Genomic DNA, 25,042 nt, shown 5'->3' on the forward strand with positions numbered 1-25,042 from the left:
TTCTTATTATAAGGGGTAAAAGGTATAATTACAATAGAGAATAGAAAATTTAGTGGGAAAGGAAGATGAATGTATGAAGATAGTACATTGGTTTTTGGGAATGACAGCAATTCTTTCTGTGATTGTCATCTTACTCATTTCCAGTTTTGAAATCGGAATTTACAGTGATTTTGGGTGGTATGAAAAGGAATATGAAAAATACAATGTCACGGAAGATTTGGAGATGAAGATGGATGATGTCATGGATGTGACAGAAGAGATGATGGCGTATCTGAGAGGAGACAGGGAGGATCTGGTTGTTTGGACAACTGTGAATGGAGAAAAACAGGAATTTTTTAATGATCGGGAGAAGGCGCATATGGTGGATGTACAGAATTTATTTTTGGGAGGTCTGACATTGCGTTTTAGTGCGATTATCGTGCTTGTGATTTCGTTGAGTGGATTGATTTTCACAAAGGGGAACTGGAAACGGATTTTGCCAAAATCATTTTTGACAGGTTTGGGAGCGTTTCTTGTAATTTCAGGAGGTCTTGGAGTATTGTTCGCATCTGATTTTAATAAGTATTTTTTCTTATTTCATGAGATCTTTTTTGACAATGATTTATGGCTGTTGGATCCTGCAACGGATTTGATGATCCGAATGCTTCCGGAAGGATTTTTCTTTGATATGGTCATTCGGATAGGAAGTATTTTTATTGGTATGCTGGCAATACTGCTGATTCTCAGTATGCTTATTTTGCACCGACAGAAAGCGAATAAGAAAAACTTATAAGTGAGTTAAGATATATTAATTATACTAATGATGCGAAATGTGGTAGGATAAGGGTAGTAGCCAAAATGGAATTACAGATGGAGGATAATATGAATAGTGTAAAACGTGTATATGTAGAAAAGAAACAAGAATTCGCAGTACAGGCAAAAGAGTTGAAACAAGAATTAAAAAGCTATTTGGGAATTCAGACGGTGGAAAATGTACGTGTGCTGATTCGCTATGACATTGAAAATATTTCAGATGCAACATTTGAGACGGCGTGCAACGGTATTTTTTCCGAACCGCCGGTAGACATTTTATATAAAGAAGAATTTGAAGTGAAAGAGGGAAGCAGAATTTTCTCGGTAGAATATTTGCCGGGGCAGTTTGATCAGCGTGCAGATTCTGCAGTGCAGTGTGTGCAGTTCATCAAAGAAGACGAGATGCCGGTAATCAAGTCAGCAACGACTTATGTCATTGAAGGTGCGATTACAGATGAAGAATTTGCCGCAATCAAAGCGCACTGCATCAATCCGGTAGATTCCAGAGAGACTGGTATGGAAAAGCCAGAGACATTGATTACACAGTTTGAAGAGCCGGAAGATGTAAAAATCTTTGACGGTTTTAAAGATATGGAAGAGGACAAGTTAAAAGAATTATATGATTCTTTAGGACTTGCCATGACATTCAAAGATTTTCTTCATATTCAGAACTATTTCAAGGGAGAAGAAAAGAGAGATCCTTCTATGACAGAGATTCGTGTGTTGGATACATATTGGTCTGACCACTGCCGTCATACAACATTCTCTACAGAATTAAAAGAAGTAAGTTTTGGGGAAGGCGATTACAAAGAGCCAATCGTCAATGCATACAAACATTATTTGAACACACACAGTGAGATTTTTGCAGGAAGAGAAGATAAGTTCGTATGCCTGATGGATCTTGCTCTTATGGCAATGCGCAAATTAAAACGTGAAGGAAAGTTAGAAGATCAGGAAGAGTCTGATGAGATCAACGCGTGCAGTATCGTTGTTCCGGTAGTGGTTGACGGTGTGGAAGAAGAATGGCTTGTGAACTTTAAAAATGAGACACACAACCATCCGACAGAGATCGAACCGTTTGGTGGAGCAGCTACTTGCCTTGGTGGAGCAATCCGTGACCCATTGTCAGGACGTACTTATGTATATCAGGCAATGCGTGTGACCGGTGCAGCAGATCCGACTGTGTCCGTAAAAGAGACAATGAAAGGAAAATTGCCACAGAAGAAACTGGTGACAGGAGCGGCGCATGGATACAGTTCTTATGGTAATCAGATTGGTCTTGCAACCGGTGCAGTAAAAGAGATTTATCATCCGGATTATGTGGCAAAACGTATGGAGATCGGCGCTGTTTTAGGTGCGGCGCCAAGAAGAGCGGTTATCAGAGAGACATCGGATCCGGGAGATATCATTATCTTATTGGGTGGACGTACAGGACGCGACGGCTGTGGTGGAGCGACAGGTTCTTCTAAAGTGCATACAGAGGAGTCTATCGAGACATGTGGAGCAGAAGTTCAAAAAGGAAATCCACCGACAGAACGTAAAATTCAGCGTCTGTTCAGAAGAGAAGAAGTAAGTAAATTAATTAAAAAGTGTAATGACTTTGGTGCCGGTGGTGTGTCTGTTGCAATTGGTGAGCTGGCAGATGGACTTCAGGTGAATTTAGATAAGGTGCCGAAAAAATATGCAGGTCTTGACGGAACAGAGATTGCGATCTCTGAATCACAGGAGCGTATGGCTGTTGTCGTTGATCCGAGAGATGTAGAGCAATTTTTGGCATATGCAAAAGAAGAGAACTTAGAGGCTGTAGAAGTGGCTGTTGTGACAGAGACTCCAAGATTAGTATTGTCATGGAGAGGAAAAGAGATTGTTAATATTTCCCGCGCATTCCTTGACACAAACGGTGCACATCAGGAGACAACAGTGGCAGTTGACATTCCGAACAGAGAAGACAGTATTCTTGTGAAAGAGGATGTCGATGATGTAAAAGAAAAATGGTTGAATACCTTAAAGGACTTAAATGTATGTTCTCAGAAAGGTCTTGTGGAGATGTTTGACGGTTCTATCGGGGCTGGCTCTGTATTTATGCCGCACGGTGGAAAATATCAGATGACAGAGACACAGGCTATGGTTGCAAAATTACCGGTATTGACCGGAAAATGTGATACAGTGACTATGATGAGTTATGGATTTGACCCGTATCTGTCAAGCTGGAGTCCATACCATGGTGCAGTTTACGCAGTGCTTGAATCTGTGGCGAAAATTGTGGCAAACGGTGGAGATTACAGTAAGATTCGTCTTACGTTCCAGGAATATTTCCGCAGAATGACAGAAGATCCATCAAGATGGAGCCAGCCATTTGCAGCGCTTCTTGGAGCATATGATGTACAGCTTGGATTAGGACTTCCATCTATCGGTGGAAAAGACAGTATGTCAGGAACATTCCAGGATATCGACGTGCCTCCGACACTTGTATCATTTGCAGTGGATGTGGCAGAGCAGAAAGACATCATTACACCGGAATTGAAAAAAGCAGGTAACAAGTTAGTATGGCTCCGTGTGGAAAAGGATCAGTATGATCTTCCGGTATATGCTCAGGTAATGGATCAGTATGGTAAATTCAGAGAAGATATCCAAAACGGAAACATCGTATCCGCTTACGTATTAGACAGACACGGTATTGCAGCAGCTGTCAGCAAGATGGCATTTGGTAACGGTATGGGTGTGAAAATTGAAAGCAATGTGGATAAGAGAGATCTGTTTGCACCTGCATTTGCTGATATCATTGCAGAAGTAGCGGCAGAAAAAGTATCAGAGCTTGCAATTACATATACAGTCATCGGTGAAGTGACAGATAAAGCGGCGTTTGAATATGGTGACGTGACAATCGAATTGAAAGAAGCAGTTGATACATGGAAAGCTCCGCTTGAAAAAGTATTCCCAACTGTTTCGGGACAGACGGAGGCGAAAGCTGTGAAAGAACAACTGTTCAACACAGACAGCATCCATATCTGCAGCCATAAGATTGGACAGCCAACTGTATTTATTCCTGTATTTCCAGGAACAAACTGTGAATATGACAGTGCGAAAGCGTTTGAACGCGCCGGAGCGAAAGTGATCACAAAAGTGTTCAAAAATCTGGATGCAGCAGATATCCGTGATTCTGTCGCTGAGTTTGAAAAAGCAATTGCACAGGCACAGATGATTATGTTCCCAGGTGGATTTAGTGCGGGAGATGAACCAGATGGTTCTGCAAAATTCTTTGCAACTGCATTCCAAAATGCGAAGTTGAAAGAAGCGGTAGAAAAATTATTGAACGAACGTGACGGTCTTGCACTTGGTATCTGTAACGGATTCCAGGCGTTGATTAAGTTAGGATTGGTTCCATACGGAAAAGTATGTGGACAGACAGCAGAATCTCCGACACTTACTTACAATACAATCGGACGTCATATTTCGAAAATGGTATATACAAAAGTTGTGACAAACAAATCACCTTGGCTGCAGGGAGCTGAGCTTGGCGGAGTTTATACAAACCCGGCATCTCACGGAGAAGGACGTTTTGTAGCATCAGAAGAAGTGTTGAATGAATTATTCGTAAACGGACAGGTTGCAACACAGTATTGTGATCTGAATGGAACAATCACAATGGATGAAGAGTGGAATCCAAATGGCTCTTACAGAGCGATCGAAGGTATCACAAGCCCGGATGGACGTGTACTTGGGAAAATGGCTCACTCAGAACGCCGCGGTGATTCTGTTGCAATCAATATTTACGGAGAACAGGATCTGCAGATCTTTGAATCCGGTGTAAAATATTTCAAATAAGAATAGAGTGTTATAGTTTCTATATCAGAAAAGGATACGATGCATATAAAAAAAGGGTGCATCGTATCTTTTTATTTGGTATGATAAGAAGGAAAGAGAGGAAAAGAGATATTTATGAAAGAGAAATTGGAAAAAGCGGGATCTTTTATGATCACACTTCTGTTGCTTTCGGTGGCAACGGTGATTGGCTGGACATTTCGCGTGCTACATTTTCCGGAGACAAACATTGTAATTGTCTACATTTTATCGGTAGTTTTGACAGCGCGGTTTACAAAAGGACATGTTTATGGGATTATGGCATCGCTCATTGCGACATGTGCATTTAATATATTTTTTACGTCGCCATATTTTACCTTGTTTGTGAGTAATCCAACCTATCTGATCACGTTTGCTGTTATGACGATTACATCTGTTGCAACAAGTACTTTGACGGCGAAGGTAAAACAGAAAGTGAGAGAAGCACAGGAAAAAGAGGTGTCCGCAAGGTCGTTGTACCATTTGACGAACCGTTTGACGAACGCGGAAAATCTGAACGAGACGATGGAAATAGCGACAAAAGCAATAGGAAAAGTAGTAGGTGTGGAAGTTTCCTGTATCTGTTTTGACGAGGAATTGGAGGAAAAAGAAGAAAGAAAAAATCCGGCGTTCGAAGAATGGCAGATATGTGGAAAGAAATCCATATTAGGAGTTGTACGGATTCCGAAAGAGAATTCGGAGACATTGAGTGAATCTGAAAAAAAGATACTGCGTTCGATGATTGAGAGTACAGCGTTTGCAATGGACAGATTTCGAAGCGAGGCGGAGCGAATCAAGGTGGGAGAAGAGATTGCGCAAGAACGTTACAGAGGGAACCTGCTAAGAGCAATTTCCCACGATCTTAGAACACCGCTTTCTGGTATTATGGGGACAAGTGAGATATTGATGGGAATGACAGAAAAACAGGATGAGCGGTATATGCTTGCAGAAAATATTTATAAAGATGCGGCGTGGCTGCATGCACTTGTGGAAAATATATTGAATCTGACACGTATGCAGGATGGAAAGCTAGTATTGAAAAAACAGATGGAAGCGGTGGAGGAAGTGATTGAGATGGCGGTAAAGGTCATTGGCAAGAGGGCTCCGGAACGCGATATTTTGATAGATATTCCCGAAGAGATGTTGTTGGTACCGATGGATGCAAGGCTGATCGGGCAAGTGCTGGTCAATCTTTTGGATAATGCGGTGAAGCATACAAAAGTGGAAGAAGAGATTCGGTTGACTGTCTCAGTAGATGAAAAAGAAAAAAAAGCAGTGTTTTCAGTTGCTGACAAGGGCACGGGAATTGCAAAGGAAGATATTCCGAATGTTTTTAAGATGTTTTATACAACGAATCGAAGGGGCGCAGATACAAGCAGAGGTATAGGGCTTGGGCTTGCAATCTGTGAGTCGATCATAACTGCACATGGCGGTGAGATCTGTGTGCAAAGCAGAAAAGATACAAAAGGGGCAGAATTTATATTTACACTGCCGATGGGGGAATAAGAGCATGATAACAAGAAGTGAAACAATTCTCATTGTGGAGGATGATGCACAGATCCGAAATTTTATAAGCTATGTGCTGCAGCAGGAAGGTTTTCCGCATTTGAGTGCAGGAACTGCTAAAAATGCACTATCTTTGCTTGTGACGAATCCGGTGGATCTGGTTCTTTTGGATTTGGGACTTCCGGATTGCGATGGGATGGATGTGATCAAAAAAATCAGAGAATGGTCGGAAATACCGATTATCGTCGTGTCGGCGAGGGATCAGGATCATGAAAAAGCGGCGGCGCTGGATACGGGAGCAGACGATTATCTGACAAAACCGTTTTCTACCACTGAGCTGATGGCGCGTATCCGAGTGGCGCTTAGACATTTGAAAAAGACAGGTACGGAAAGTGGGCAGGCAGTGCGCACGGTCGGAGGTCTGTCAATTGATCTGGAAAAACGACTTGTGTATTTAGATGGAGCAGAGATTCATGTAACTCCGCTGGAATACAATTTACTTACGCTCTTTTTTAAAAATGCGGGAAAAGTTTTGACGTCGCAGTATATCATCAAAGAAATTTATGGAATCAGCTATGGAACAGATACGCAGGCGCTGAGAGCGTTGATGGCGGGGCTTCGGAGAAAAATTGAGAAAAGTCCGGCAAAACCAAGATATATTTTGACCGAGATAGGAGTCGGTTATCGTCTGGTAAATGAATAGAATAGTGCAGAATACAAATACCGTTTTGGCATAAAAAGTCAAAACGGTATTTTTTTCTCACAGGATTCTCACAGCATCACGCGGAACTCTCACACCCATCTCACAAAAAAGAGATTAATATAAGCATGCAAAGAAAAAGAGAGCAATAAGGAGGTCTTTGTCATGATGAAAATAAAGAACAGTGATAAAGAAGAGATGCAGAGGCTTTGCAATTTTGTGAGGGAGAATCTGGAAGCCTTTGGAGCGTTTCCACAAAATAGTCGCTACGTGTTTGATGAAAGCGACTGTAAAGATGTTATGAAACAAGGAGGAGAAAAAGATGATGGATCTTATTATGATTGGAATTTTACTTGGTAGTTTCGGATTGATCAAACTATTCGCTGATTTTTGCGAATCACAGATAGAGCCGAAAAAGAATGAAACGAATAGAGAGAGGTAAGAGACATGTTACAAATTATAGCTACACTGGCAATTTTTCTGATACTTGTCATTCCAATGGGAAAATATATGTACCACATTGCCACATATCAAAAAACATTTGCAGATAAGGTATTTAATCCGATTGATCATTTTATTTATAAAATCTGCGGTATCAAAGACGAGGAGATGGGCTGGAAAAAATATGCGCTCACCTTGGTGATGGTCAATGCAGTGATGGTGTTTGTCGGATATCTGATTTTAAGAATTCAGAATGTATTGTTTTTAAATCCTAACGGGATTGAAGGAATGGACGCAAGCCTTTCATTCAATACAATCATAAGCTTTATGACAAATACGAATTTACAGCACTATGCAGGAGAAAGTGGTCTTTCTTATGCGAGTCAGATGTGTGTCATCATCTTTATGATGTTCACTTCCGCAGCAAGCGGATACGCAGCATGTATGGCATTTTGCAGAGGACTTTCCGGAAGAAAAATGGGAAATTTTTATAAAGACATGGTGAGAATCATAACAAGAATTTTGATTCCGGTATCACTGATCTTGGGATTGGTGTTAGTCAGCCAGGGAGTTCCACAGACACTGATGGGAAATGTGACAGTAAACACCATCGAAGGAAAGTTTCAGGATTTGGCAATGGGACCTGTGGCAGCGCTGGAATCCATCAAACATCTGGGAACAAACGGTGGGGGATTCTTTGGTGCAAACTCAACGACGCCTTTTGAAAATCCGACAATCATTTCGAATATGGTAGAATTGATTTCTATGATGATTCTTCCGGGAGCATGTGTTGTCACATTTGGACATATGCTGCATGACAGAAAAAAAGAGAAAAAAGAGATGCAGGCAGTAATGCCGACAAAAAAACGGATTCTGATGGGAAGACAAGGAGCGGTAATCTTTGGAGCAATGGCAATTCTTTTTGCAGTAGGACTCACACTTTGCTACCATTCGGAGATGGCAGGAAACCCTGTGATCAGTGACATGGGAGTAGATCAGACTGCCGGAAATATGGAAGGAAAAGAAGTTCGGTTTGGAGTGGCACAATCTTCGTTATTCACGACCGTTACGACTTCATTTACGACAGGAACTGTAAACAATATGCATGACTCACTAACACCGCTTGGAGGACTGGTACCGTTGCTGCATATGATGCTCAACTGTGTGTTTGGAGGAAAAGGTGTCGGTCTGATGAATATGGTTGTGTATGTCATCCTTGCAGTGTTCATCTGCGGATTGATGGTAGGGCGTACACCGGAATATTTGAATAAAAAAATTGAAGGAAAAGAAATGAAACTGGTTGCGATTGTCATCTTGATTCATCCGCTTTTGGTTTTAGGATTTTCAGCATTGGCTGTGTCTGTCACAGGAGGCACAGATGGAATTACGAATCCGGGATTCCATGGATTTACGCAGGTGTTGTATGAATATGCTTCTTCGGCGGCAAACAATGGTTCAGGATTCGAAGGTTTGGCTGACAACAGCACATTCTGGAATGTGACGACCGGACTTGCGATGTTCTTCGGACGCTATATTGCGATTATCGCACAGCTTGCGATTGCAGGTTCACTTCTTGCAAAGAAGAAAGTGAATGAGACAATCGGAACATTACGAACAGATAATGTGACATTTATGATTATCCTTGTATTTATCGTCTACATTTTTGCAGCTTTGACATTCTTCCCGGCACTTGCATTGGGACCGATTGCAGAGCATCTGTCAATGTGGATGTGATAAAGCAAAGAAAAGGAGATTAGGGACATGGCTAAAAAGGAAAAGACGAAATTTATTACACCGGATATTATGAAATCTTCTATTATAGGAGCATTTCAAAAATTGGATCCGAGATATATGATAAAAAATCCGGTAATGTTTGTCGTAGAATTAGGATTTTTCATTACATTGGTGCTTACGATTTTTCCGACTTTATTCGGTGAAGGAGGAGAAAATCGAATTTATAATGGTATTGTGACAGTTGTTTTGTTTATCACGGTGTTGTTTGCAAACTTTGCGGAATCTGTGGCAGAGGGACGTGGAAAAGCACAGGCAGCAACTTTGAAGAAGACGAAAAAGGATACAAAGGCAAGAGTGATCCGCCAAAATGGTGAAGAAGAAATGATCTTTGCATCAGAGCTTCGAAAAGGTGATATCGTATTGGTGAAAATGGGGGAAGTCATCCCAAATGATGGTGAAGTCATCGAAGGAATCGCATCAGTAGATGAATCCGCAATCACAGGAGAGTCTGCACCGGTAACCCGTGAATCGGGCGGAGATTTCTCTTCCGTGACAGGAGGAACAACAGTTGTATCTGACTGGTTAAAGATTCGAATTGTGGCAGAACCTGGGGAATCATTTTTGGATAAGATGATCTCTCTTGTAGAGGGGGCGTCCAGACAGAAGACACCAAATGAGATCGCGCTGAATACACTTTTGATCGTGTTGACAGTAATTTTTATGATCGTGGTTATCACGCTGTATCCATTTGCAAATTATTTGGGCGTAGAGATTCCGATATCATGGTCGATTGCGCTGATGGTTTGCCTGATTCCGACGACGATCGGAGGACTTCTCTCTGCGATTGGTATTGCAGGTATGGATCGTGTTACTCGCTTCAATGTTATTGCAATGTCCGGAAAAGCGGTGGAGGCTTGTGGCGACGTCGACACAATGATTTTGGATAAGACAGGAACCATCACATACGGAAACCGTCTGGCAGCAGAGTTTTATCCGGTTGAGGGTGTTGAAAAAGAAGAATTGATTCAGTATAGTGTACTTTCTTCGTTACTTGATGAGACTCCGGAAGGAAAATCTACGGTAGATCTTGGAAGACAGATGGGATGTGACACGGAAGCATTTCATACAGAGGGCATGAATTTTGTGGAATTTACAGCACAGACAAAGATGAGCGGTGTGGATTGCAAAGACGGAACGATTGTAAGAAAAGGCGCTTCAGATGCGATCAAGACATTTGTAAAGGAAAAAGGTGGAAACATTCCGAAAGATTTGGAAGAGATTGTAGCGGAGGTATCTAATCTCGGAGGAACACCGCTGGTTGTATGTGTCAATGAGAAAATTTATGGTGTCATTTATCTGAAAGATACAGTGAAATCAGGCTTGGTAGAGCGTTTTGAGAGGCTTCGCGAGATTGGAATCAAAACAATTATGTGTACCGGAGATAATCCACTCACAGCTGCGACAATCGCAAAGGAAGCAGGAGTAGATGGATTTATCGCAGAATGTCGTCCGGAAGATAAAATCGAGGCGATTAAGAAGGAACAGGCAGAAGGAAAATTGGTTGCGATGACAGGTGATGGAACAAATGACGCGCCGGCGCTTGCGCAGGCGGATGTCGGACTTGCGATGAATTCCGGCACACAGGCTGCAAAAGAAGCGGCCAATATGGTGGATCTGGATTCTGATCCGACAAAAATTTTGGAAGTGGTAGAGATTGGAAAACAGCTATTGATTACAAGAGGTTCTCTTACGACATTCAGTATTGCGAATGATATTGCAAAATACTTTGCAATCATCCCGGCAATGTTTACACTGGTACTTCCACAGATGCAGATTTTAAATATCATGCATTTGGCAACACCGGCAAGTGCAATCCTTTCAGCGTTGATCTTCAATGCCATTATTATTCCAGCGTTGATTCCGATTGCTATGAAAGGTGTTAAATATAAACCGATGAAAGCAGAAAGACTTCTTTTGAAAAATATGAGTATCTATGGACTTGGCGGAATTATTGTACCGTTTGTCGGCATCAAATTGATTGACCTGATCGTTGCTCCGCTGCTTAGTATGATCGGAATGTAAGGAGGAAAATTCTATGAAGAAACTTGGAAAAATGTTAAGGAAATCCATTGTGTTTTGTTTTGTGATGATTGTGATCTGTGCATTTATCTATCCGTTTGCATTGACAGGAATTAGTCAGCTTACAATGAAAAACAAAGCCAACGGGAATCTGATCGATAAAAACGGCGAACCTACTTCAAATGCAGAAGAGGCGGTCGGCTCTGAATTGATTGGACAGGATTTTACAGAAGACTATTTCTTTCATGGAAGAGTATCTGCTGTAAACTATAATACATATACAGAAGAGCAAAAAGAAAATGGAGAGTACAGTGGAGTTACATCAGGAGGCTCTAATTATGGAAATTCGAATCCGGAGCTGGAAAAACGAATGGAGAAGGATTTGGAAACATTTTTAAAAGAGCATCCGGATGTGAAGAAAGAAGATATTCCGGCTGACTTACTTACAGCTTCCGGTTCCGGACTGGATCCACATATCAGCCCGAAAGCAGCGGAAGTTCAAATTGAAACAGTTGCAAAAAATTCTGGATTATCAGAAGAAAAAGTCAAAGAAATCGTAAAAAGTCATACAGAAGAAAAATTCCTTGGAATTTTCGGGGAAGAAAAAGTAAATGTACTGAAATGTAATCTGGATATTGCAGCAGCGATGGGGATCATATAGATGGAAGAGATGCGACCAAATTCAGAACAGCTTCTAAGAAGGCTGAAATATGAAGAAGAACAAAAACAGACGACACGTGGGAAATTAAAGATATTTTTGGGCTATGCAGCCGGCTCCGGAAAGACTTACACTATGCTGGAGGCGGCGCATGAGGCAAAAAAGCATGGAATTGATGTCGTTGCCGGTTATATTGAGCCGCATGACAGACCGGATACCTTGAAGCTGACGGAAGGACTGGAGATGATACCGCCGCTTTGGATTGAATATAAGGGAGTGAAATTCCGGGAATTTGATCTGGAGCAGGCGTTGAAACGAAAGCCGAAACTGATTCTGGTAGATGAGCTTGCGCATACCAATGTTGCCGGATGCAGAAACCATAAGCGATATCAGGATGTAAAAGAATTACTGAGAGCTGGAATTGATGTGTATACAACCATCAATATCCAGCATTTAGAGAGTTTGAACGATCTTGTAGGGACGATCACGCATATCGAGGTGCGGGAGAGAGTCCCTGATCGCATTTTTGACCATGCCGATCAGGTGGAAGTGATCGATATTGAGCCGGAAGATTTGATCAAGCGTATGCAGGAAGGGAAAATTTATCAAAAGCAGCAGGCGCAGAGGGCGCTGGATCATTTTTTCCGAAGAGAAAAACTTGCGGCACTGCGTGAGATTACACTGCGAAGGACAGCGGATCGTGTGAACCGTATTGCGGAAGAAGAACGAAATATTATGGGAGATATGGAATACCATACCGGAGAACATGTGCTCGTATGTATCTCGGCTGCCGAATCCAGCCCAAAGGTAATTCGATCTGCTGCGCGGCTTGCATATGCTTTTCATGCAAAGTTTACAGGAATCTATGTAGAGACTCCGGAAATGCAGGAAGCAGGAGAAAAGACAAAACAGAGCCTTCAAAATCACATGGAACTTGCGCGTTCGCTCGGAGCGAAGATTGTGACGGTATTTGGTTCAGATATCGGTTTTCAGATTGCGGAGTATGCAGTTGTCGGAAATGTGTCAAAAGTGGTTCTTGGCAGAACAAATCACAACCGTTTTATTCAAAAACCAAGACCGGAACTTTTGGAGAAGCTTAACAACCGGGCACCGAATATCGATGTCTATGTAATCCCGGACATCAAGCAGAAAAAGATACGCACAAGGATGAATATCAGATCGGAGAGATGGGAGAAAAAGTGGAAACGAATTTTTTGGGGATTTGCTGCAATTACGGTTGTAATGATTTTGACTACGATGGTTGCCTTTGTCCTACAAAAATGGAATCTTCCGGAATCCAACATTATTATGGTGTACATTCTGGGGGTATTGTTGTCATCTTATATCTCTGACAATAAATTGTTTGCGGTGTATTCTTCCATGTTCAGTGTGCTGGCGTTTAATTTTTTCTTTACGGAGCCGTATTTGTCCTTAAAAGCTTATGACAAGGGGTATCCGACTACATTTCTGATGCTCTTTATTGTGGGGCTGTTTACAGCTGTTCAGACAAGAAAACTGAAATTGCAAAACAGGGAGAGCGTAAAAAAGGCGTACCGTACAGAGATTTTGCTGGAAAACAGTCAGAAGCTTCGACGTTGTAAATCAGAGCTGGAAGTGTGGAACCAAGTGGCAGGACAGGTTGGAAAATTGCTGAATTTATCTTTGATCATTTATCCGGTAAATGAAAAAGGACTCTTAAATGATGCGCTTGTATTTCCGAAAAAAGGCGTGACGAAGGAGCAGCTGGAGTTCCTTTTGGATTCTCAGGAGCGTGCAGTGGCGCAGTGGTCAGCTGCAAATCATCACCGCGCGGGAACATGTACGCATACACTCCCGACTGCAAAGGCGATGTATATCCCGATTCAGAACGAAAAAGAAGTGAAAGGAATTCTTGGAATCTATTTGGAAGAACGCCGAAAATTGCAGGAATTTGAATATGGGCTGTTGATTGCGATGTTAAATGAGACCGGAGTAAAACTTCAAGACACATTTCACTGATAGTATGGTATAATGGGTATAAATTACAATCTGATAGGAGAGGTGTATGGGAGAACAAGGGGCCAAACGTCACAATGACAGTTGGAAAGGAATTGGTGTCACAATAGTTATTTTGGCAATAGCGACAGGGATTGGAGCGATGTTTCGCTACCTGAGGTTTACAGAAGCAAATATATTGATTGTATATGTGCTCGGGGTTATGATCACTGCCGTGATCACGGCAAGCAGAATGTGGAGTGTGCTTTCCTCCCTTTGCAGTGTTCTGCTTTTTAACTTTTTGTATACGGAGCCGAGATTTTCACTCACTGCATATGATTCCGGGTATCCGATTACGTTCGTGATTGCATTTCTTGCGGCGATCATTGCGAGTAATTTAGCGATCCAGCTCAGAAAACAGGCAGAACAGTCGGCGTTGATGGCTTATCGCACAAAAATTCTTCTGGAGACGAATCAGATACTGCAGAAGGCAGAAAACGCAGAAGAAATCATACGAGAGGCGGCAGGACAGATTGTGAAATTGATCGGGAAAAGTGTCGTGTATTATGAATGTACAGACGGAATTCTTTGTGAGCCGTCGGTCTGCCTTGCGCAAGGAGAACAGGAAAAAGAGATCTATATAAGCGCGAAAGAGCGGGAAACTGCCCGGTATGCATTTGAGAGCAAGAAGCGTGCCGGTGCGGGTACAGAAGTAAAAAAAGATGCAGTCTGTATGTATTTGACGATCCGCAATTGTGACAATGTATATGGTGTGATCGGGATCGCTCTGAAAGGGGTACAGTTAAATACATTTGAAAGCAATCTGCTTCTCTCGATTTTGGGAGAATGTGCATTGGCGTTGGAGAAAGAGATCTATAACCGAAAACGAGAAGAGGCGGTTACAAAAGCGAAAAATGAGCAGCTGAGAGCAAATCTGCTGCGATCGATTTCGCATGATCTGCGAACACCGCTTACAAGTATATCGGGGAATGCGGCAATTCTTTTGAATAACGAGGAAGCGTTTGATAAAGAAAAACGCAGACAGCTGTATACGGGAATTTATGACGATTCGATGTGGCTGATCAACCTTGTGGAAAATCTGCTTTCCGTGACGCGCCTGGAAGAAAGTTCTATGCAGCTCAATATGCAGGTGGAGCTTGTGGACGAGGTGATTGAGGAGGCGCTAAAGCATATTAGCAGAAAGCGGGAAGAACATCAGCTAGTGTACGAACCGTCCGAGGAATTGCTTCTTGCGAAGATGGATTCCAGATTGATAGTGCAGGTGCTGATCAATCTTGTGGAAAATGCAATAAAATATACACAGGAAGGTTCCCGCATAGAGGTCTCTGCGGTGCAAAAGGCAGATATGATAGAAATATCGGTTGCAGACAATGGAAAGGGAATCAAAGAGGAAGCAAAAGAAAAAATCTTTGATATGTTTTATACGGCTGAGAATAAGCCGGCGGACAGCAGAAGAGGACTTGGACTTGGGCTGTTTTTGGCAAAATCTATTATCCATGCACATGGCGGAACAATTTGGGTTGCGGATAACGTTCCAAGCGGAACGATATTTTCATTTACATTACAGGCTGAGGAGGTAACGATAAGTGAATAAACCATTGATATTAGTAGTAGAGGACGATACAGCGATCAGGAACCTGATCACGACGACATTAGAGACACAGGACTATCGTTTCCATACAGCGCCAAACGGCGTGCAGGCTCTTTTAGAGTCGGTGTCTCAAAAGCCGGACATTATGCTTTTGGATCTGGGACTTCCGGATATGGATGGAATTGAGATTATTAAAAAAGTTCGTTCCTGGTCAAATCTTCCAATTATTGTAATCAGCGCAAGAAGCGAAGATCGTGATAAGATTGATGCGCTGGATGCAGGGGCGGACGATTATCTGACCAAACCATTTTCTGTGGATGAACTTTTGGCGAGGCTTCGCGTGACGCTAAGAAGGCTGCAGTACATGAGTGTGTCGCAGGAGCAGACAGAATTTGTTAATGGAGATCTGCGGATTGATTATGTGTCCGGATGTGTATATTTGAAAGAAAAAGAACTGCATCTGACTTCGACAGAGTATAAATTATTGAGTCTGCTTGCAAAGAATGTAGGGAAAGTGTTGACGCACACCTACATTACAAGAGAAATATGGGGAAGTGCGTGGGATAATGATGTGGCATCGCTTCGGGTTTTCATGGCAACCCTTCGAAAGAAGATTGAAGAAAACCCGTCGCAGCCGCAATATATTCAGACACATATCGGCATCGGCTACCGCATGCTTCGAGTTGTTAATAAGTAAAAGAGTGGATAACTTTCTTTTCGCCCATGATGATTAAAGTTTCATCGCGGGTGAAAATGTGTTCCGGTTCTGGAAGAGGGGAGATTTTCCCTTCTTTTTTTGTTGCGAGAATGCTGATGTTGTACCGGTTTCGTATAGATTTTTCGATGATGCTTTTGCCAATCCAATTGCCTGGAACTGCCACTTCACAGATCGCAACCTCCGGTGTGAGTTCGATGTAATCAAAAATATTTTTTGAGCCATATTTGATGGCGAGACGCTCTGCCATTTCGCGTTCTGCATAGACGACGTGATCAGCTCCGTTTCTAAGCAGTAATTTGCGGTGTACGTCTCTGCAGGCGCGGGCGAGAATGTACTTCGCTCCAAAATCTTTTAACAGAACAGTGATCTCAAGTGCGCTTTGAAAATTATCTCCGATTGCGACTACACAAAGATCGAAATTATTGACACCAAGAGATTTGATGAAGGTCTCGTTTGTGGCATCAGCAATCTGAATGTCCGGCAGAATGTTGATGGCATTGTCTGCACGCCCTTCGTTTTTTTCGACAGCAAGTACCGAATTGCCTTCCTCTAAAAATTTACGTGTGATGTGACGTCCGAAACGTCCAAGTCCAATTACTAAAATAGATTTCATAATCAATACCTCTTAACCAAGTTGAATTTTTTCCAGTGGCAGAGCCGATGGAAGCTGTTTTCTTGTAAATGAAAAAGCTAAAAGCATGGTAAGGGAACCAACCCTTCCGAATATCATTAAAAATGCAAGCAACGCGTGAGACAGCGGCATCAGTTCCGGTGTGATTCCAGTGGAAAGTCCAACTGTTGCGATTGCCGATACACTTTCAAATAAAGAATCTAAAAAGTCAATGTTCTCAATTCTGGATATGATCATAGCCGCAGAGAACGAGAATGTAATATACAAAAAGAAAATGCAGGTTGCCTTTCTTGTGATGAAGTCTTCCAGGCGTCTGCCGAACACTTCGGTAGATTTTCTGCTGCGAAATGTCGTGATGACAGAAAGAACCAAAACGGCAAAAGTTGTTGTTTTGATTCCGCCGGCGGTAGAGCCAGGGGAACCGCCAATCAGCATCAGACTGATAATCAGAAATCGACCAGTCTGAGTCAGAGCAGACAGGTTAACACTGTTGAATCCGGCAGTTCTTGCACTGACAGACTGAAAAGCTGATGCTGCGACCTGTTCGGAAAGTGTCAGATCCTGATAGGCACCTGTCCCACGTTCACATACAAAAAGCAAAAGCGTGCCGGCTGCGATCAGGAAAAGTGAGACACTCAAAACAAGTTTGGTGTGAAGCTGCATTTTGTGAAAATGTAATTTTGTTGCTAATATGTCCCGCCAAACGAAGAAACCAAGTCCCCCGATGATAATAAGCGCCATAATGATAAGATTCACATACCAGTTTCCAACTTCTCCTGTCAGTGAGGAAAATGGCTGTACACTCCCCATTAAATCAAATCCTGCATTGCAAAATGCGGAGATGCTGTGGAAAATGGAGAACCAGATTCCTTTTGAGAGCCCAAACTTGGGACAAAAGTGAAAGGCAAGTAAAAAAGCCCCTAAAAATTCAATAGAAAACGTACCTATTATGATAAAGCGTGTCATTTTTACAATTCCGCCAATTTGTGGAGCAGAGACCGAGTTCTGCATCAATGATCTGGATACCAAACCAATCTTTCGCTTCGTGAGTGTCATGATCGAAATGCAAAGTGTCATGAATCCGATTCCGCCAATCTGAATCAGACAGAGAATGACACCCTGACCGAAGAAAGACCAATGGGTGTATGTATCAACCTGGATCAGACCGGTCACGCACGTTGCAGACGTGGCTGTGAAAAAACCGGTAAATAAATTGGCTGCATCCGGATTTCTTGTAGAAATAGGAAGAGCCAAAAGTATAGAACCGATACATATGATCGCGCAGTATCCAAATAAAATAATCTTCATAGGCGAAAGGTGAAGAAAATGATGATAAAGTTTTTGTATAGAAGATATAAAAATCACCTCTTTGATTATTTATAAACTATATAGATTATAAGAGATAGTAAATTAAAAACACATTAAGAAAGAAAAATTAATATAAAGATTATATAAAGAAAAAAATGTTTTAATACAATCTTTACGGAAACAGATTTGTTTTTATCAGATTTTAACAAGAGGATTGCTAGAATACAGTGTAGAAGAAGAGGTGAGTGAGAATGAGAAACTTTATATTAATTTTAGCATTGATTCTTTTGTTTGTGATTGGATTTGTCATCATGAGAAGTATAGACAATTTTATTGAAAGTGGCGGATTTAAAACTGAATAAAATGCAAAAATTACGAAAAAATATAAAATAAAAACAAAAGTACGTGACTTATGGACAGAAAGGTGCTATAATGCTTTGTGGAGATAAAGCATTAAAATAATAAAGAATGGGAGAGAAAAGGATGGATAACAAAAAAGATTTTAAACCATTTATTTCCGCTGACAAAATAGTACCAGAGTTCACATTTACATCGCTGTTCATTGGTATTCTTTTGGCGGTAGTCTTTGGTGCGGCGAATGCGTACCTTGGATTGAGAGTTGGAATGACTGTGTCTGCATCAATTCCTGCGGCAGTTCTTTCCATGGGAATTATTCGTGTGATTCTCAGAAGAGATTCTATCTTAGAGAATAACATGGTACAGACAATCGGTTCAGCTGGTGAATCAGTTGCGGCCGGAGCAATTTTTACATTGCCTGCATTATTCTTGTGGGCAGCAGATGGTGTGGAAGGAATTGAAGCACCTGGACTTTTTGAGATTTTCTTGATAGCACTTGTCGGTGGTACATTGGGTGTTTTATTCATGATTCCGCTTCGTAAAGCGTTGATTGTTGAAGAACACGGTGTGCTTCCATATCCGGAAGGAACTGCCTGTGCAGAAGTACTTCTTGCAGGTGAAGAGGGAGGATCAAAAGCATCTGTCGTATTTTCCGGACTTGGGATTGCGGCAGTATACAAATTTGTGGCTGACGGTTTGGGAGTGTTCCCAAGCAGTGTAAACTATGATATTAAGGCATACAAAGGGTCGGCAGTCGGTATGGATGTGCTTCCTGCACTTGTAGGCGTTGGTTACATCTGTGGACCAAGAATTGCAAGCTACATGTTCTCCGGTAGTGTGCTCAGCTGGTTCGTATTGATGCCATTGATCAGCTTGTTTGCAGGGGATGCGATCATCTTCCCTGGAACAAAACCAATCAGTTCGCTTGCGCCAAGTGAGTTATGGGGAACTTACATTAAGTACATAGGTGCCGGTGCAGTTGCAACAGGTGGTATCATCAGTTTGATCAAATCATTGCCATTGATTGTAAAGACGTTCTCTCAGGCAATGAAGAGTATGTCTAATAATAAGGGAAAAGCAGCAAGTGGACTGAGAACAGATCAGGATATGCCGATGCCGGTTATCTTAATCGGTGTTGGAGTCATTGCAATTGCAATTTGGTTGCTTCCTACATTCCCAATCAATTTATTGGGAGCAGTTATCGTCGTAATCTTTGGTTTCTTCTTTGCGACAGTATCATCTAGAATGGTTGGTCTGATCGGAAGCAGTAATAACCCGGTATCCGGTATGGCAATCGCAACACTTTTGATTGCGACAATCTTATTAAAAGCAACAGGTCTCGATGGTGCGACAGGTATGAAAGGTGCAATCGCAATCGGTTCTATTATCTGTATCGTAGCAGCAATTGCGGGTGATACATCTCAGGATTTGAAGACTGGATTTATCGTTGGTGCCACACCAAAGAAACAGCAGTGGGGAGAATTGATCGGTGTTCTTACATCTTCACTTGCAATCGGTGGAGTACTTTACCTGCTCAACGAAGCATGGGGATATGGTTCAACAGAACTTCCGGCAGCGCAGGCTACAATGATGAGAATGATCGTGGAAGGTGTTATGAATGCAGATCTTCCTTGGGGATTGATCGGAGCCGGTGCAGCAATCGCAATTGTAGTTGAGATTTTGAGAATTCCGGTACTTCCGTTTGCAGTAGGTATGTACTTACCACTTTCTTTAAATGCCGGTATCATGGCAGGTGGTCTTGTAAGACTTGTTGTTGAAAAGAAACGCGGTCTTTCAGAAGAAAAGAAAAAAGCTGCTATCGACAGAGGTATTCTCTATACTTCCGGTATGATTGCCGGTGAAGGTCTTGTCGGAATTTTACTTGCGGTATTCGCTGTAGTGGAACTTGATCTGACAAAATTGTTAGGAGGATTCTCACTTGGACAGATTGGCGCGATTCTCATCTTCTTAGTTGTAGTTATCGGTTCACTGTTCAAAGTAACACTGTTTTCAAAAGAAAATAAAAATTAATTAGAAGAGTAAAGTGTTCATGCAGCCTTTTGACAGGCTGCATGAAATTTGTTATGATATAAAAAACTCTATTTTAACGGAAAGGCTGATAGAGCTATGGGACGGAAGAAAGAAAAGAAAGAGAATTATTTGGATTATGTGTTTATGAAGAATCCGGCTTATGCATGGAAGGAAAAAGAAGATGGTTTGGTATACCTGATCATTGAGTGGAAAGGATTCTATCATTGGCTTGCACAGAAAGTATTTCACAGACCAAAGCAGAGCGAGATTGCGATGGATGCACTCGGAAGCTTTGTGTGGAAACAGTTAGACGGAAAAAGAGATATGCATGAGGTTGCCGAGCTGGTGAGGCAGGAGTTTGGGAAAAAAGCGGATCCGGTTTATGAAAGACTGATTAAATTTGTTGAGATTATGAGGGACAATAAGTTTGTGTTGTTGAAAGAGGAAAGAAAAGATGCTTAGTAGATATGTAATCTATATTTTAATGTTTGCGGTTCTTGGGGCAGTTCTCTATGCGTGGGGACTGAAAAAAGCACAGAGCCAGTCACAGGAGCTTGCAAGGATGCTATATGCAAAGTGCTGCAAGATTGTGAAAAAGGAACTGAAAAAGAAAGAATATCTTCGGAAAAATGAGATTGAACAGTTGATCAAGGATGTTCAGGTGGGACAGTTTTACAGTAAAAATAAGATGGGTGTGACGAATCCGAAAGAGTTTATCAATCCGTTTCTTGAATACATGACAAAGAACGAGATTTTGAGAGAGGATATGATAAAAGGAAAAAAAGTATATTATCTAAAAAAATCTTGACTTTCATAGGACAACACGTTATACTGATAAAGTGTAATGAGGCAATGGGGCCGTGCAGATGGATTCTGTGCGGCTAATTTTATTATTTAGGAGGAAAACAATATGTCATATGTAGATGAGGTAATTGAATTAGTTGTGAAAAAAAACCCAGCAGAACCTGAATTTCATCAGGCTGTAAAAGAGGTGTTGGAATCTCTTAGAGTTGTTGTGGAAGCGAATGAAGAGAAATTCAGAAAGGACGCGCTTTTAGAAAGACTTGTTGAACCAGAAAGACAGTTCAAATTCCGAGTGCCTTGGGTAGATGATAACGGACAGGTTCAGGTTAACACAGGATACCGTGTACAGTTCAACAGTGCGATCGGACCATACAAAGGTGGATTACGTCTTCATCCTTCTGTAAACTTAGGTATTATCAAATTCTTAGGTTTTGAACAAATTTTCAAAAACTCATTGACTGGACTTCCAATCGGTGGAGGAAAAGGTGGTTCTGATTTTGATCCAAAAGGAAAATCAGACAGAGAAGTAATGGCATTCTGCCAAAGCTTTATGACAGAATTGTGTAAATATATTGGAGCAGATACAGACGTTCCAGCAGGAGATATCGGAACAGGAGCAAGAGAGATCGGTTACATGTTCGGACAGTACAAACGCATTCGCGGAGTATACGAAGGTGTGCTTACAGGAAAAGGATTAAGTTATGGTGGATCTCTTGCGAGAACAGAAGCAACAGGATATGGTCTGTTATATCTGACAGAAGAGATGCTGAAATTAAATGGAATCGAACTTGCAGGCAAGACAGTTGCAGTGTCAGGTTCTGGTAATGTTGCAATCTACGCAACACAAAAAGCACAGGAGCTTGGAGCAAAAGTTGTGACAGTGAGTGATTCTACAGGATGGGTATACGATCCGGAAGGAATTGATGTTGCGGCATTGAAAGAGATCAAAGAAGTAAAACGTGCGCGTTTGACAGAATATAAAAATTATCGTCCAAACTCTGAATATCATGAAGGACGAGGCGTATGGAATGTGAAAGTGGATATCGCTCTTCCATGTGCAACTCAGAACGAATTACATTTAGAGGATGCAAAAGCGTTAGTTGCCAACGGTGTTATTGCAGTGGCAGAAGGTGCAAACATGCCTACAACAATGGAAGCTACGGAATATCTTCAGGCAAATGGTGTATTGTTCGCACCAGGTAAGGCTGCAAATGCTGGTGGAGTTGCTACATCTGCGCTTGAGATGTCACAGAACAGCGAACGTCTGAGCTGGACATTCGAAGAAGTTGACAGCAAGTTGAAAGGTATTATGGTAAATATTTGCCACAATATGGCAGATGCTGCTGAGAAATACGGAGCAAAAGGAAATTACGTAGTAGGTGCCAATATCGCCGGATTTGAGAAGGTTGTAGAGGCTATGACAGCACAGGGAATTGTGTAAAAATTTGAAAAAATAAAAAAAATTAAAAAAAGTGTTGACATTTTGTCGAAGATGATAGTATAATAGCAGAGCGGGTTAGAGATAACCCGCAAGCATATGGGATCATAGCTCAGCTGGGAGAGCATCTGCCTTACAAGCAGAGGGTCATAGGTTCGAGCCCTATTGGTCCCATGATATTACCATCATATTATCGAATGTGGTAATATAGCATCGACTACTAAGTTCGAAAGAACCTCACTAAGGGCGTCGATGTGCATCGCACGTAAGTGACAAGAGAACTGTCACTAAGTGTTCACAGCAAGGCGGGATAGCTCAGTTGGCTAGAGCACACGGTTCATACCCGTGGTGTCGCTGGTTCAAATCCAGTTCCCGCTACTATATGGGATCATAGCTCAGCTGGGAGAGCATCTGCCTTACAAGCAGAGGGTCATAGGTTCGAGCCCTATTGGTCCCATAACATTTCACTTAGCAGTGAGGTGTATTTCAAACAGAATATGGCGGGATAGCTCAGTTGGCTAGAGCACACGGTTCATACCCGTGGTGTCGCTGGTTCAAATCCAGTTCCCGCTACTAAGAAGAAGGGGTTGATGCTGGTGCGTTAGCCTCTTTTTGCGTAATAAAAAATTCCATAAAAAGGAGAGTGGCATAGATGAGAGTAGGATTAGGATATGATGTGCATAAATTGACAGAGGGAAGAGATTTAATTTTAGGGGGCGTGAATATTCCATACGAGAAAGGACTGCTCGGTCATTCTGATGCGGATGTGCTTGTTCATGCAATTATGGATGCACTTTTGGGAGCAGCGGCACTTGGAGATATCGGAAAGCATTTTCCGGACAGCGATGAGCGATATAGAGGAATTTCCAGTATTCTCCTGCTTCAGCATGTGGGAAAACTTTTGGACGAGCATCTTTATGTGATTGAGAATATTGATGCTACGATTATTGCACAGCGCCCAAAGATGCTGCCGCATATAGAGATGATGAGAAAAAATATTGCCGAGGCGTTGAAAATCGAGGTGGATCAGGTAAATGTAAAGGCGACGACAGAAGAAGGTCTTGGATTTACAGGGAATGGAGATGGAATTTCTTCTCAGGCAATCTGTGCGATTGAAAAGATTACAAATCTTGCCAGCTATAAAGTGGCTGACAGTGAAGAAAAAAATTGCGTCGGTTGCAGAGGGTGTGTAAGAAGCAATGGTAAGGAAGCGTAAAGAATGAATCTGAGAAAATTAGAAAAGACGGAACATGAGAAGACGCGGAGACTTTGGGAGGAGATTTTTACCGAAGATACGGAGGCGTTTTTGGATTATTATTATAGTATTAAAACAGCTGAAAATGAGATTTTTGTCATGGAAGAAGATCAAACGATTCGGTCAATGCTCCAACTGAATCCTTACCGGCTGCGTGTGAACAAAGCCAGCTTTTCTACGAACTACATTATTGCGGTTGCGACAGATGAAAAATACCGGAAACGTGGGCTGATGGGACGGCTTTTAAAACATGTGATGCGAGAAATGTATGACAGAAAAGAACCATTTACGTTTTTGATGCCGGCTGCGGAGGCAATATACTATCCGTATGATTTTCGATTTGTCTACAATCAAGGGCAATGTGAAGTGTCGGGGAGAGAGAAAAAAGAAGAGACGCTAAAGATTGTCCTTGCAGATGAGAAGGACTGTGTAAAACTTGCAGAATTTGCAAATCAATTTCTGGAGGATGAGCAGGTTGTGGCAGTGCGGGATGAGAAGTATTATAGAACGGTTCTCGCAGAGCAGAAAAGTGAACAAGGTGGAATTGTCATGGCAAAGAGAGATGATCACATCGTGGGAATGTACTGTTATGCGAAAGGGGAGCGGTATGAGATTCGTGAACCACTGTTTTTGAGAGAAGAAGATTTTTTGCATGCCGTTTATACATTAACTGGAAATGAACAGGAACGTGTAAAATGCGGTGCATATGGAACAGAAAAAGAAGTGCCGATGATCATGGTGCGGATTTTGCATTTAGAGACCTTCTTAAAATGCTTTTCTTTAAAAGAAGATGTGGATTTTTATGTACAAGTTATAGATTCATTTTTGGAAGAGAACCATCATATCTTTCATATTGTTGGAGATGCACTGAACGGCGTGACTGTTGTGGGAAGATGTGAAACACCGGAGCATTCCTGCGGAGCAATTTCTGTTGGAGAACTCACAAATTTCATGTTTGGCTATCCCTCCAAAGAAGATAGGCATCTCGAAAAAGAATTAAAAGAAAATCTTAAAAAATTTATTCCGTTGTCAAAAGTTTTTTTGAATGAAGTAGTATAAAGGTTGACAAAACAAAAAAATTTTCATAAACTGTATAAATATAGTGAGAAAGACTTAGAACGAAAAGAGTAGTATATTTGGAACTGACAGAGAGAGATTGCCATC

At 41.8% G+C, this 25,042-nt stretch carries 19 protein-coding genes, 4 tRNA genes and 1 other annotated feature (1 of these 24 only partly in view); of the genes, 21 read left to right on the forward strand and 2 right to left on the reverse strand.

Annotated features, from left to right (window positions below):
- The first annotated feature begins 73 nt into the window (after nt 1–73).
- The 11 genes from BQ5364_RS06475 to BQ5364_RS06525 all read left to right on the forward strand — a co-directional run bounded on the left by BQ5364_RS06475 (nt 74) and on the right by BQ5364_RS06525 (nt 16,033).
- On the forward strand, nt 74–772 hold the full coding sequence (locus BQ5364_RS06475; protein ID WP_071143876.1) for a TIGR01906 family membrane protein: 699 nt from the start codon (nt 74–76) through the stop codon (nt 770–772).
- A gap of 89 nt (nt 773–861) precedes the next feature.
- A complete protein-coding gene (locus tag BQ5364_RS06480) occupies nt 862–4,617 on the forward strand; it encodes a phosphoribosylformylglycinamidine synthase (protein WP_071143877.1) in 3,756 nt (1,251 codons plus the stop codon).
- Between the two features lie 114 nt (nt 4,618–4,731).
- The gene (locus tag BQ5364_RS06485; protein WP_022249936.1) at nt 4,732–6,138 is read left to right on the forward strand and encodes a sensor histidine kinase; all 1,407 of its coding nucleotides are present in this window, start codon (nt 4,732–4,734) and stop codon (nt 6,136–6,138) included.
- A 4-nt stretch (nt 6,139–6,142) separates the two neighbouring features.
- Complete coding sequence (locus tag BQ5364_RS06490) at nt 6,143–6,841, forward strand: response regulator (RefSeq protein WP_004611244.1); 699 nt, start codon at nt 6,143–6,145, stop codon at nt 6,839–6,841.
- A gap of 162 nt (nt 6,842–7,003) precedes the next feature.
- A complete protein-coding gene (locus BQ5364_RS06495) occupies nt 7,004–7,198 on the forward strand; it encodes a hypothetical protein (protein WP_004611243.1) in 195 nt (64 codons plus the stop codon).
- Nucleotides 7,199–7,285: 87 nt separating this feature from the next.
- Nucleotides 7,286–9,013, forward strand: a complete 1,728-nt coding sequence (gene kdpA / locus BQ5364_RS06500) for a potassium-transporting ATPase subunit KdpA (RefSeq protein ID WP_022249938.1) — start codon at nt 7,286–7,288, stop codon at nt 9,011–9,013.
- Nucleotides 9,014–9,040: 27 nt separating this feature from the next.
- On the forward strand, nt 9,041–11,095 hold the full coding sequence (gene kdpB, locus BQ5364_RS06505; protein ID WP_071143878.1) for a potassium-transporting ATPase subunit KdpB: 2,055 nt from the start codon (nt 9,041–9,043) through the stop codon (nt 11,093–11,095).
- A gap of 13 nt (nt 11,096–11,108) precedes the next feature.
- On the forward strand, nt 11,109–11,753 hold the full coding sequence (kdpC, locus tag BQ5364_RS06510; RefSeq protein ID WP_071143879.1) for a potassium-transporting ATPase subunit KdpC: 645 nt from the start codon (nt 11,109–11,111) through the stop codon (nt 11,751–11,753).
- Nucleotides 11,754–13,748, forward strand: a complete 1,995-nt coding sequence (locus BQ5364_RS06515; RefSeq protein WP_071143880.1) for a DUF4118 domain-containing protein — start codon at nt 11,754–11,756, stop codon at nt 13,746–13,748.
- 46 nt (nt 13,749–13,794) lie between these two features.
- Nucleotides 13,795–15,339: an ATP-binding protein gene (locus BQ5364_RS06520; protein ID WP_004611236.1), complete on the forward strand. Its 1,545-nt coding sequence runs from the start codon at nt 13,795–13,797 to the stop codon at nt 15,337–15,339.
- Nucleotides 15,332–16,033 (forward strand): response regulator, encoded by a 702-nt coding sequence (locus tag BQ5364_RS06525; RefSeq protein WP_004611235.1) that lies wholly within the window; start codon nt 15,332–15,334, stop codon nt 16,031–16,033. Before BQ5364_RS06520 ends, BQ5364_RS06525 begins: the two co-directional genes overlap by 8 nt.
- Here BQ5364_RS06525 and BQ5364_RS06530 read toward each other — a convergent pair.
- Both BQ5364_RS06530 and BQ5364_RS06535 read right to left on the reverse strand, forming a co-directional pair.
- Nucleotides 16,023–16,667 carry a potassium channel family protein gene (locus BQ5364_RS06530; RefSeq protein ID WP_004611234.1) on the reverse strand — a complete coding sequence of 215 codons (645 nt, stop codon included), beginning with the start codon at nt 16,665–16,667 and terminating at the stop codon, nt 16,023–16,025. The two genes, BQ5364_RS06525 and BQ5364_RS06530, sit on opposite strands and share 11 nt — an antisense overlap.
- Before the next feature lie 12 nt (nt 16,668–16,679).
- Nucleotides 16,680–17,993 (reverse strand): TrkH family potassium uptake protein, encoded by a 1,314-nt coding sequence (locus BQ5364_RS06535; RefSeq protein ID WP_004611233.1) that lies wholly within the window; start codon nt 17,991–17,993, stop codon nt 16,680–16,682.
- A 483-nt stretch (nt 17,994–18,476) separates the two neighbouring features.
- On the opposite strand from BQ5364_RS06535, the gene BQ5364_RS06540 reads away from it, so the two are divergent.
- The 10 genes from BQ5364_RS06540 (at nt 18,477) to BQ5364_RS06585 (ending at nt 24,937) form a co-directional block, all read left to right on the forward strand.
- The gene (locus BQ5364_RS06540) at nt 18,477–20,381 is read left to right on the forward strand and encodes an OPT family oligopeptide transporter (RefSeq protein ID WP_022249943.1); all 1,905 of its coding nucleotides are present in this window, start codon (nt 18,477–18,479) and stop codon (nt 20,379–20,381) included.
- Between the two features lie 96 nt (nt 20,382–20,477).
- Nucleotides 20,478–20,843 (forward strand): PqqD family protein, encoded by a 366-nt coding sequence (locus tag BQ5364_RS06545; RefSeq protein ID WP_071143881.1) that lies wholly within the window; start codon nt 20,478–20,480, stop codon nt 20,841–20,843.
- Complete coding sequence (locus tag BQ5364_RS06550; protein ID WP_022249944.1) at nt 20,836–21,189, forward strand: hypothetical protein; 354 nt, start codon at nt 20,836–20,838, stop codon at nt 21,187–21,189. The genes BQ5364_RS06545 and BQ5364_RS06550 overlap by 8 nt, the downstream gene beginning before the upstream one ends.
- A gap of 102 nt (nt 21,190–21,291) precedes the next feature.
- Nucleotides 21,292–22,626 carry an NADP-specific glutamate dehydrogenase gene (gene gdhA, locus BQ5364_RS06555; RefSeq protein ID WP_022249945.1) on the forward strand — a complete coding sequence of 445 codons (1,335 nt, stop codon included), beginning with the start codon at nt 21,292–21,294 and terminating at the stop codon, nt 22,624–22,626.
- Between the two features lie 98 nt (nt 22,627–22,724).
- Nucleotides 22,725–22,797: transfer RNA gene (locus tag BQ5364_RS06560), tRNA-Val, on the forward strand.
- Nucleotides 22,798–22,927: 130 nt separating this feature from the next.
- A tRNA-Met gene (locus BQ5364_RS06565) sits at nt 22,928–23,001 on the forward strand.
- 6 nt (nt 23,002–23,007) lie between these two features.
- A tRNA-Val gene (locus BQ5364_RS06570) sits at nt 23,008–23,080 on the forward strand.
- Between the two features lie 42 nt (nt 23,081–23,122).
- Nucleotides 23,123–23,196 (forward strand) — tRNA-Met (locus tag BQ5364_RS06575).
- 79 nt (nt 23,197–23,275) lie between these two features.
- Nucleotides 23,276–23,839 carry a 2-C-methyl-D-erythritol 2,4-cyclodiphosphate synthase gene (ispF, locus tag BQ5364_RS06580; protein WP_004611227.1) on the forward strand — a complete coding sequence of 188 codons (564 nt, stop codon included), beginning with the start codon at nt 23,276–23,278 and terminating at the stop codon, nt 23,837–23,839.
- A 3-nt stretch (nt 23,840–23,842) separates the two neighbouring features.
- Nucleotides 23,843–24,937 (forward strand): GNAT family N-acetyltransferase, encoded by a 1,095-nt coding sequence (locus tag BQ5364_RS06585; protein WP_004611226.1) that lies wholly within the window; start codon nt 23,843–23,845, stop codon nt 24,935–24,937.
- A 46-nt stretch (nt 24,938–24,983) separates the two neighbouring features.
- Nucleotides 24,984–25,042: a binding site (T-box leader), on the forward strand (it continues 161 nt past the right edge of the window).

It is taken from the genome of Coprococcus phoceensis, from assembly GCF_900104635.1.
GTDB classification, from domain to species: Bacteria; Bacillota; Clostridia; order Lachnospirales; family Lachnospiraceae; genus Faecalimonas; species Faecalimonas phoceensis.